Annotated in this window: 9 protein-coding genes; 5 read left to right on the top strand and 4 right to left on the bottom strand. The window is 70.3% G+C overall.

The features are described 5' to 3' along the window. A partial coding sequence (locus BMG07_RS37565) for an ESPR domain-containing protein (RefSeq protein ID WP_269759792.1) occupies positions 1–1320 on the bottom strand: 1320 nt, incomplete at its 3' end. Between the two features lie 259 nt (positions 1321–1579). Here BMG07_RS37565 and BMG07_RS37560 point away from each other — a divergent pair. After that, entirely contained in the window at positions 1580–2179 is a 600-nt protein-coding gene (locus BMG07_RS37560; protein WP_198088747.1) for a helix-turn-helix domain-containing protein, read from the top strand. Further along, positions 2176–2721 (top strand): GNAT family N-acetyltransferase, encoded by a 546-nt coding sequence (locus tag BMG07_RS37555; RefSeq protein ID WP_198088746.1) that lies wholly within the window; start codon positions 2176–2178, stop codon positions 2719–2721. Before BMG07_RS37560 ends, BMG07_RS37555 begins: the two co-directional genes overlap by 4 nt. A gap of 23 nt (positions 2722–2744) precedes the next feature. On the opposite strand, the gene BMG07_RS37550 is transcribed toward BMG07_RS37555, so the two are convergent. The 3 genes from BMG07_RS37550 to BMG07_RS37540 form a co-directional block, all read right to left on the bottom strand. Further along, on the bottom strand, positions 2745–3395 hold the full coding sequence (locus BMG07_RS37550; RefSeq protein ID WP_198088745.1) for a CPBP family intramembrane glutamic endopeptidase: 651 nt from the start codon (positions 3393–3395) through the stop codon (positions 2745–2747). A 97-nt stretch (positions 3396–3492) separates the two neighbouring features. Beyond that, a complete protein-coding gene (locus BMG07_RS37545) occupies positions 3493–4620 on the bottom strand; it encodes an NADH:flavin oxidoreductase/NADH oxidase (RefSeq protein ID WP_198088744.1) in 1128 nt (375 codons plus the stop codon). Further along, complete coding sequence (locus tag BMG07_RS37540) at positions 4617–5594, bottom strand: DMT family transporter (RefSeq protein WP_198088743.1); 978 nt, start codon at positions 5592–5594, stop codon at positions 4617–4619. Before BMG07_RS37540 ends, BMG07_RS37545 begins: the two co-directional genes overlap by 4 nt. Positions 5595–5735: 141 nt before the next feature. Between BMG07_RS37540 and BMG07_RS37535 the strand changes: the two genes are divergently transcribed. The 3 genes from BMG07_RS37535 to BMG07_RS37525 all read left to right on the top strand — a co-directional run. Then, positions 5736–6614, top strand: a complete 879-nt coding sequence (locus tag BMG07_RS37535) for a LysR family transcriptional regulator (protein ID WP_198088742.1) — start codon at positions 5736–5738, stop codon at positions 6612–6614. A 101-nt stretch (positions 6615–6715) separates the two neighbouring features. Beyond that, positions 6716–7570: a hypothetical protein gene (locus tag BMG07_RS37530; RefSeq protein WP_198088741.1), complete on the top strand. Its 855-nt coding sequence runs from the start codon at positions 6716–6718 to the stop codon at positions 7568–7570. Positions 7571–7672: 102 nt separating this feature from the next. Continuing rightward, a partial coding sequence (locus BMG07_RS37525; RefSeq protein ID WP_374221412.1) for a CapA family protein occupies positions 7673–9765 on the top strand: 2093 nt, incomplete at its 3' end.

Here is a 9765-nt window from a genome sequence, read left to right as displayed (position 1 = left end):
ACTCGTCACCACATCGGCGCTCGTGCGCAACGCCGTCGATGTCGAGGCAGACAAACTGCTCACGCCACTCGCAAGAACGCCGAAGCCCGAAGACACCGAGGTCGACAGGCTGCGCACGTCGCCGCCCAAAGTGCTCAGGCTGCCCGTGACACCGCTCAACCCCGAAGACGTCGACGCCGAGAGGCTGTCGACCCGGCCCGACACACTGCTCAGTCCGCTCGAGACCGACACGGACAAGCCGCTGATGCCGCCCATTGCCGTGCTCAACCCCGAGGACGTCGATGCCGACAGGCTGCTCACGCCGCTTGCCGCCGTGCTCAGTGCGGTGCTCACCTGCGCGACCGTGGCGGCGTCCTGCGGCTGCGCGCCGTCCGCGAGGTTGGTGATGCGGCGCGTCGGCGTGGCGCCGGATGCGCCCAGCGACACTTCCGATGCCGGCGCGGCCGTGTTCGTGAGAAAGCCGAGGCCTTCGGGCGCGGTGTCGGCCGTTGTCGAATCGGCGCCCAGCGCGATCGAGTTCTCGGTCTTCGCCACGGCGCGCGGGCCGATGGCCAATGCCCCGGCGGCGCTCGCGCTGGCCAGCGTTCCGAGCGCCAGGCCGTCGACCGCCGATGCGTTGGCCCCGACCCCCATCGCCAGCGCGCCCTGGCCCGACGCGTTCGCGTACAGCCCGATGGCGGCGCTCCCCGCGCCGTTGGCCGCGGCGCCCCAACCGTTGGACGTGGCGCCGAAGCCGTTGGCCTGCGCGTCGCATCCGAGCGCGGTGCTGTTCAGGCCCCATGCCTGTGTCTGGGTGATGCCGTTGGCGCTCTCGGTGACGAAGCCGTGGGGCTCGGGCGTGAAGCCCTTGTAGCCCGTGGTCTGCCCCGGGCCGATGTTGGAGCGATCGTCGTAGTTGGCCGGTGCTGGCTGCACGCCGAAGCCGTAGATCCCGCCCAGGAACGAACTGGCCGCGCCGTTCCCGTAGACGCCCTGGGCGGTGATGTTGGTCAACCGGTTGCAGTCGCCGTCGCCGACCATGGCCACCGAGTTGGCCGAGGCGCTGGCGCCCTTGCCGCCCGAGCTGCCGGAGCGGGCGGCGGCGCCGGCGGGGTTGGAAAAAATGCCGATGTCGGAAATGGCCACGCCCGCCAAGGCCGTCCACGGCAGGCAGCCGGCGGCCACCGCGACGGCCGTGGCGCGCCAGATGGCGGCGACGCTCGGCGCCGCGGTCGAGTTGCCTTCCTTGCCTTCCTTGCCTTTGGTCGATGCGGTCTCGGGCGCCGCGACCCACGTGCCGCTGCGCCGGTTGAAGACGCAGCGATAGACCTTGTTGTTCATTCACGATTCCCCCCGACCATCGCTTGGAGCCTCAAAGCAATCGTCGCCGCGTTGGTTTTTTTGAAAACAGCTCGGAAGCCCGAAAAGTGTCCGGACCGGGGTCGTGCACCAGAAGGTGCGGGCGAGCCATTCCGGGGTGCAATTCGGACAGCGGGCGCAAGACACGGGGATAAGCGGAACTAGTTCGCACGGCGAGTCGCGCCGCATCGGAAAATTTCGGCTTGACCTTTCTTCCTTGATATTGGATATTTCATCCAATATGAAAGAAGAAGATCCACCCCCCAGCCTCAACGACCGCATCGCCCGCCGCGTGCGCGACCTGCGTGCCGCGCGGGGCCTGTCGCTCGACGCGCTGGCCACGCACTGCGGCGTCAGCCGCTCGATGATTTCGCTGATCGAGCGCGGCGAGAGCAGCCCCACCGCCGTGCTGCTCGAAAAGCTCGCGACCGGCCTGGGCGTGGTCCTGGCCTCGCTGTTCGAGGAGCCCGAGCCCACCCGCAACCCGGTGTCGCGCCTGGCCGACCAGGTGCAGTGGCGCGACCCGCATTCGGGCTACGTGCGGCGCAACGTGTCGCCCGGCAGCGCCGCGTCGCCCGTCCAGATCGTCGAGGTGCAGTTTCCGCCCCGCGCCCGCGTGGCCTACGAAAGCGGCGCGCGCGACCCGCGGGTGCACCAGCAGGTGTGGGTGCTCGACGGCACCATCGAAGTCACGGTGGGCGACGACACCCACCAGCTGTCCACCGGCGACTGCCTGGCGCTCGCGCTCGACCGCCCCATGAGCTACTACAACCCCTCGCGCAAGACCGCGCGCTACGCCGTGGTGATCACGAGCGTGCCTGCTTCCTGGAGAACCGCATGACAAACGCAACCACCACCACCACCGAAGCCCCGCGCATCCACGCGCTCGCCGCCGTGACCGACGCGCAACTGCAGGCCCTGTCCGATGTGCTGATCGACTGCGTCGAGGGCGGCGCGTCGGTGAGCTTCATGCTGCCGATCACGGCCGACCGCGCGCAAGCCTTCTGGCGCCATGTGGCCGAGGGCGTGGCGCGCGGCGAACGCGCATTGCTGGTGGCCGAAGACGCCGAGGGCATCGTCGGCACCGTGCAGCTCGTGCTGGCCCAGCCCGAGAACCAGCCGCACCGCGCCGAGGTTTCCAAGATGCTGGTGCATCGCCGTGCGCGGCGCCAGGGCATCGGCGAGCTGCTGATGCGCGCGGTCGAAGCGTTGGCGCGCGAGCGCGGCAAGACGCTGCTGGTGCTCGACACCTCGAGCGCCGACGCCGAGCGGCTCTATGCCCGCACCGGGTGGACACAGGTGGGCTCGATTCCCGGCTTCGCGCTGCTGCCGCAGGGCGAGCCTTGCGCCACCACGTTCTTCTACCGCGAGCTGGCGGCCTGAGCGGCGCGCGTGCCCGGAGGGCGTCAGAGAAAAGGCAGCGTGTCCGCGAGCATGTGCGCGAACACCACCGGCCAGAGCCATCCGGTGCGCAGGTAGAACGCGCCGAAGATCACGCCGGTCACCGCAATCGACAGGGCGCCGTAGGGCCCCTGGTAGAGGTGGTACATCACCCGCACCAGCACGCTCAGCCCGAGCGCGAACGATGCGCCCCACGGCTGAAAGCCTTTTTGCAGGTAGCCCAGCAAAAAAACTTCTTCGTACAGGCCGTTGATGACCGACAGCGCAAGCACCATCGCCAGCGACGGGCGGGCCGTTTCCATCATGCGGGTGATCGGTTGCGCCGTGTCGCTTGCAAATGGCGCCAGCGCGGCCACGCTGGCCAGCACGCAAACGACGTAGAGCAGCGCGCCCACCACGCAGCCGCGCCAGGAAGGCGAGGGCAGCACGCCGCCGCGCATCGCGTAGCCCCGGCTGCGCAGGATCAGCAGCGCGATGGGGCCCACGAACAGCTCGAAGCCGATGAGGCTGAACAGCGAGGCATCGGTGATCGCGCCGTTGCGAAAGCCCGCGCCGACCGACCACAGCGACCCGACGATGAACCAGCCGAAGCACAGCGTGACGATGCCCAGGGCTTCCAGCGGCGTGGTGTTCGGGGCGGCGGTGGGTGGTTTCATGCGCGTCGACGGGGTGTTTCGATGAACGCGCATCGCCAGGCCGGCATGCGTCGCCGGCCGGGATATTAAAGGCTCGCGATGAAGCCGCGGCCCTGCGCTACCGCGCGCCGAACGCGGCGTTCTCGAACAGGTCCTTGAACTCGCGCGGCTGCGAACGCCAGTACTGGTGCGGCGCCTTCACCTGCGCGCCGAGTTCGGCCGCTGCGTGCCACGGCCAGCGCGGGTCGTAAAGGATCGCGCGGGCCAGCGACACCGCATCGGCCTGCCCGTTGGCGATGATGGCCTCTGCATGCGCCGGCTCGGTGATGAGCCCGACGGCGATGGTCGGCAGCCCGACCTCGGCCTTGATGCGTTCCGCGAACGGCACCTGGTAGCCCGCGCCCAGCGTGATGGCCTGCTGCGGCGACACGCCGCCGCTGGACACATGAATGGCCGCGCAGCCGCGCGCCTTGAGCGCCTGCGAAAACGCGACCGTGCCGTCGAGGTCCCAGCCGCCGGGCACCCAGTCGCTGGCCGACACGCGCACCCACACCGGCCGGTCGGCCGGAAACTCCGCGCGCACCGCGTCGAACACTTCGAGCGGAAAGCGCAGGCGGTTTTCGAGGCTGCCGCCGTATTCGTCGGTGCGGTGGTTGGCGATGGGCGACAGGAACTGGTGCAGCAGATAGCCGTGCGCCGCATGGATCTCCAGGCCGTCGATGCCCAGCCGCGCCGCGCGCCGGGCCGCCGCCACGAAGGCGTCGCGCACGCGCCGCAGGCCGGCGGCGTCGAGTGCGATGGGCGGGTCTTCGGTGGGGGCGTGCGGCACGGCCGAGGGCGCGTAGCCCTTCCAGCCGCCGGGCTCCTCGGGCCGGATCTGCTTGCCGCCTTCCCACGGTGCGCGGCTCGACGCCTTGCGCCCCGCGTGCCCGAGCTGCATGGCGATCTTGATCGGCGAGTTCGCGCGCATGGCCTGCAGCACGCGCGCCAGGCCTTCTTCGTTGGCGTCGGAATACAGGCCCAGGTCGCCGGGCGAGATGCGGCCTTCGGCCTCGACGGCCGTGGCCTCGATGATCAGCAGCCCCGCGCCCGAGAGCGCCAGGTGGCCCAGGTGAATGAGGTGCCAGTCGCCCGGCGTGCCCTCGGTGGCGGAGTACTGGCACATCGGCGCGATGACGATGCGGTTGTCGATGTCGAGGCGGCCGAGCCGCAGGGGCTCGAAAAGACGGCGAGGGGTTTGGCTCATGACGGTGCGGCTCCACAGGAGCGGTAATTCTGCGGTGTGTCGGTGATTCGCACGGCCGCCGGCGCAGAAGCCTTGCGGCTCGATGCGGTATGGATCAGCAGCGCGGCGATCACCATCGCCATGCCCACCGCCTCGTTCAGCGTGGGCAGCCGGCCCAGCGCCGCGCTCATCAGCAGCGCCGACACCGGCACGAAGTTCAGGAACGCGGTGCCGGTGACGGCGCCCAGCGCGCGCACGCCGTAGTTGAAAGCCAGCACCGAGACGGCCGAAGGCATCACGCCCACGAAGAGCAGCGCCTGCCACGACAGCCGCAACCCGTGCAACGTGGGCGCGGCCGACCAGCCCAGCAGCGTGGCGCCGACGGCGGCGGCCAGCAGCACGGGCCAGGCGGCCAGCACCGTGAGCGCCGTGTACTCGATCACGTCGAGCTCCGGAAAGCGCGTCATGCCGCGCGTGTACCAGACCCAGCCCAGCGTGCCGACAAAGGCGATGGCGTCGCCGGACAGCGTCGACGCACCCGTGGCGCCGCCGCCGAACAACAACCCCGACACGACCGCCACGCCCAGCAGCGCCAGCGCGGTGGTCAGCAGCGCGGTGCGCGAGGGGCGCACGCCGTCGAGCGCCCAGCGCACCAGCTGCGTGGTCATGGGCGTGGTGGCGATGATCACCGCGCCGTGCGAGGGCACCGAGTGCGCGAGCCCGACCAGCAGCATCACGCTGAACACCCCGAAGCCCGCCGCCCCGCGCAGCGCCAGCGGCCCGGCATGCAGGCGCAGCTTGCGCCAGGGCGCGGCGCCGCGCGGAACGATCAGCAACGCGAACAGCAGCGCCGACACGGTGTAGCGGATCAGGGTGAACCACACGGGTTCGACATGGTGGAGCACGCCCTTGCTGACCAGGAACAGGGAACCCCACCCGGAGGTGGCGAGCAGCAGCGCGGCGATGCCGAGCAGGCGTTGGCGATGGGACGACATGATGAAAAGGCCTCTTGATGGCAATGGATCGATGCCCCAAGGGTCGGGGTTGCGGGCCTGGATTGCCATTCGCTTCTTTGGACGCACCCCTCCAAAAAAGCGAAGGGCGCAAACGGCGGCCAGCGCTCACAATCCGCTCCCATGGAGCTCTACCAACTGAAGACTTTCGTGGCCATTGCCCGCGAAGGCAGCCTGACCAAGGCGGCCGAGCGCGTGTTCACCAGCGCGCCGGCGGTCAGCGCGCAGCTCAAGGCGCTGGAAGACGAACTGGGCGTGAAGCTGTTCGAGCGCACGCCGCGCGGCATGTCGCCGACCGAAGCCGGCCTGAGCCTGCTCGAAGAGGCCGAGCGCACGCTGGCCTCGGCCATGCGCATGCGTTCGGCGGCCGACCAGTTGCGCGGCGCGGCGCAGGGCGTGGTGCGCTTCGGCACCGTGGTCGACCCGGTGGCGCTGCGCCTGGGCGAGGTGCTGGTGACGCTGGCGGAGCGCCATCCGCAGGTCACGCTGCAGCTGAAGCAGGGGCTGTCTTATGAAACGCTGTCGGCGGTGCAACGCGGCGAACTCGACTGCGCCTACGTGCTCAGCGACGACGAGCAGATCGAGGGAATGAACGTGCGCCGCCTGGCCGCGGTCGACCTCGTCGTGACCTTGCCGCTGCCCGTGGCCGAGGCGCACCCCGAGCTGTCGCTCGACCAGCTCACCCATATGCCCTGGGTCGGCACGCCGCCCTCGTGCATCCTGCGCGTGCATCTCGAAAAACTGTTCGCCGGTGCGGGCCGCGAGTACCGGCCGGCCCGCACGGCCGACGGCGAGAGCGCGATCCGCAGCATGGTCGCAAGCGGCATGGGCGCGGGCCTGTTGCGCGTCGACCAAGCCGAGCAGGGCGAGCGCAACGGCGAGCTCGCGATCTGGAAGGGCTGGCGCTCGCACACATGGCTGTGCTGGGTGGAGCCTGCCGGGGGCAAGCGGGCTGTTGCCGTCGAGGCCGTGCGGGGGGCCGTGTTCGAGGCCTGGGGCTGACGGGGTGGCTGTTGTTCAGGGCGCGCACACGCCCCGAACAGCCCCCAGCACCAAGCGTTGCAGCAAGGTACGATGCCCGCCGCCACAACGCCCCGCCTTCCATGAACGCTGAAATCGCACCCCTGCCCGGTCTTCTCTTGATGTTCGTGCTCGGGCTGCGCCACGGCCTCGACCCCGACCACATCGCCTGCATCGACGGCCTCACGTGGCGCGCGCTCTCGCACCAACATCGGCATGCCGGCTGGGTGGGCACGCTGTTCGCGGTGGGCCACGGCCTGCTCGTCACGGCCATTGCCGTGGTCGTCAGCCGGCTCACGCTGCACTTCGATCCGCCGGCCGTCGTCATCCAGGTCTTCGAGTGGATTCCCACCGCATTGCTGCTGCTGGTCGGCACGCTCAACCTGCGCCTGCTGCTCGGCCGCGACGAAGTCTATGCGCCGATGGGCTGGAAGATGAGCCTGATTCCGAAGCGCCTGCGGGCGCAGTCGAGCGCGTGGGCCATCATCGTCATCGGCGTGTTGTTCGCCACCGTGTTCGACACCGCCACGCAGGCCGCCGCCTGGGGCTACGTGGCCAGCAACCGCGACGGCGGCGCATGGGCCGCGCTCATGGCGGGCCTCACGTTCACGGCCGGCATGGTCATCACCGACACGCTGGACGGCCGCCTCGTGTGCCGCATCAGCCGCAGCGCCGAAGGCCCCGAAGCCGGGCGCAAGGCGCGGCGCATCCTGGGCTGGCTGATCGTCTGCATCTCGTACGCCGTGGCCGCGTACAACCTGGCCAAGGCCTGGTTCCCGCAGGTCGAGCTGAGCGACCTCGCGTTCTCGTGGACCGGCTTCGCGCTGGTGGTCGTGATGCTCGCGCTGTGGAGCTGGATCGCCCGCGCGCGGGCCCGCGCCGCCGCCGCGCACACGGCGCCGGCTACACCTTCGAATCGGGCCCCATTCGACGCGTGACCCGACGCGCGATCCCATGGATCGACGGGATGGCCGGCCGCGCAATCGCCTGTCATCATTCGCGGCTGCATGAACCTCGATCCGAATCCCCTCGCTGATCTGTTGAACCGCGCCAGGCAGGCCCTGGCGGACCCGTCGGGTGTGCTGCCCCAGGCCCCGCCGGCCACCGCCGAGGCGGGGTGCGTGGTGTTCTTCGCCATCGGCGAAGGCGGCAGCCGGGCCCGCGTGGCCTCGGGCCGGGGCGCCGACGTGGAGGCCGCATGGCGCGCCGCCGCCGAAGCGATCACGCTGCAGGCCAGCCGCGGCGAACGGCCGCCGCAACGCCTGCGCGCCGAAGTGGTCGACCGGGTCGCCCCCATGCGCTGGCGCGAGCTCAAGGCGAAGTTGGCGCAAACCAAGCGCAACTATTTCAACGAGGGCATTGCCTTCGACGCGCGCTTCGACGTGGCGCTGCTCGCCCAGGAAATGCACGGCAGCGCCGTTCTGTACAACGGCGACGTCGAGCATGCCGAGCCCAATGCCGGCAACCTGCGCCTGCTCGGCAAGCGCCGCTTCGGCCGCGAGATCGACTTTCCCACGGACGACGACGCGCCCGTCTGGTGCTTCACCACCCGGGCCGTGTACGTGGACGCCAAGGGCGCTTGGCCCATCACCGCCGAAGGGCAGGCCGCCGGCTTTCGCGCGCTCGACGACTGGAATGCGCCGCAGATCCGCACGCTGATCGAAGACGCGAGCAGCTACCTCGCCACGCAGGTCCAGCCCACGGGCGAGTTCCACTACGGCTGGTTTCCCTGCTTCGACCGCCTCATTCCGACCTACAACACGCTGCGCCACGCAAGCTCGACCTACGCGATGCTCGAGGCCTGGGAGCTGACGCGCAGCGACGCGCTGAAGGCGGCCATCGACCGCTCGATCTCTTTCCTGGCCGGCACCCTGATCCGCCCGGCCCACCTGCCCGACGGCACGCGCGCCGCCTACCTGCTGGACATCGGCGGCGAGATCAAGCTCGGCGGCAGCGCGGTGTGCCTGCTCGCGCTGGTCAAGTACACGGAGCTCACGGGCGACCGGCAATTCCTGCCGCTGCTGGAGCAGCTCGCGCTCGGCATCCGCCACATGCAGGACGCGCAGACCGGCAGCTTCGTGCACGTGCTGCATGCGCCCGGGCTCGAGGTGAAGGACAAGTTCCGCGTCATCTACTACGACGGCGAGGCCGCCTTCGGGCTGATGCGGCTGTACGGGCTCACGCGCGACGCGCGCTGGCTCGCAGTCGTCGAGAAGGCCTTCGAGCACTTCATTGCCGCGGAGCACTGGCGCGCGCACGACCACTGGCTGAGCTACTGCGTCAACGAGCTCACGCGCTACCGGCCCGAGACGCGCTACTACCGCTTCGGCCTGCGGAACGTGGCCGGGTACCTGGACTTCGTGCTGGAGCGCATCACCACCTTCCCGACGCTGCTCGAGCTGATGATGGCCGCGCGCGACATGGTGCTGCGGCTGGAGGCCGACCCCGCATTGCGGCCGCTGCTGGCCGAGCTCGACCGCGACAAGTTCGACCGCGCGCTGGCCTACCGCGCGCGCTACCTCGCCAACGGCCACTTCTGGCCCGAGCTGGCGATGTTCTTTCGCAACCCCGAGCGCATCGCCGGTTCGTTCTTCATCAAGCACCACAGCTTTCGCGTGCGCATCGACGACGTGGAGCACTACCTGTCGGGCTACGTGGCGTACCACCGGATGCTGGCGGCGCAGGGCGCGCAGCCTGCTGCCGGGCCCTTCGCACCGCTTGCGCCCGAACGGCCGCGCGTGGCCGGCGCCGGCACCGTCGCATGGGGCGGCGACGTGAACCTCGGGCGCCGCCAGCACTACCGGCTGCACGAACTCGGCGGCGCGAACAAGATGCTCGGCGACATCGCCGCGCTGCGCGACGCCGACCTGCGCATCGTCAACCTCGAATGCGTGGTCGCGACCACCGGCGAGCAGGGCGTGGAAAAGGGCGAGGCCGGCCCGTACTACTACCGCGCGCGGCCCGAGATGCTGGCCGTGCTGGCCGAGGCGGGCATCGGCATGGTCGCCACCGCCAACAACCACAGCGGCGACTACGGCCCCGGCGCCCTCCTGGAGCAGCACGCGCACCTCGACGCCGCGGGCATCGCCCACGCCGGCACCGGCCGCACGCGCGATGCCGCGCTGCGCCCGGC

This window comes from Variovorax sp. E3 (assembly GCF_016082275.1).
In the GTDB taxonomy this organism is placed as follows: domain Bacteria; phylum Pseudomonadota; class Gammaproteobacteria; order Burkholderiales; family Burkholderiaceae_C; genus Variovorax.
Note: the sequence above shows the minus strand (reverse complement) of the source record. Positions and strands in the feature narration are given on the sequence as shown.

Coding starts and splice junctions, on each gene's coding strand:
- BMG07_RS37535 (WP_198088742.1), top strand. CDS start 5,736: ATGGAGCTCTACCAACTGAAGACTTTCGTGGCCATTGCCCGCGAAGGC.
- BMG07_RS37530 (WP_198088741.1), top strand. CDS start 6,716: ATGAACGCTGAAATCGCACCCCTGCCCGGTCTTCTCTTGATGTTCGTG.
- BMG07_RS37555 (WP_198088746.1), top strand. CDS start 2,176: ATGACAAACGCAACCACCACCACCACCGAAGCCCCGCGCATCCACGCG.
- BMG07_RS37550 (WP_198088745.1), bottom strand. CDS start 3,395: ATGAAACCACCCACCGCCGCCCCGAACACCACGCCGCTGGAAGCCCTG.
- BMG07_RS37545 (WP_198088744.1), bottom strand. CDS start 4,620: ATGAGCCAAACCCCTCGCCGTCTTTTCGAGCCCCTGCGGCTCGGCCGC.
- BMG07_RS37540 (WP_198088743.1), bottom strand. CDS start 5,594: ATGTCGTCCCATCGCCAACGCCTGCTCGGCATCGCCGCGCTGCTGCTC.
- BMG07_RS37560 (WP_198088747.1), top strand. CDS start 1,580: ATGAAAGAAGAAGATCCACCCCCCAGCCTCAACGACCGCATCGCCCGC.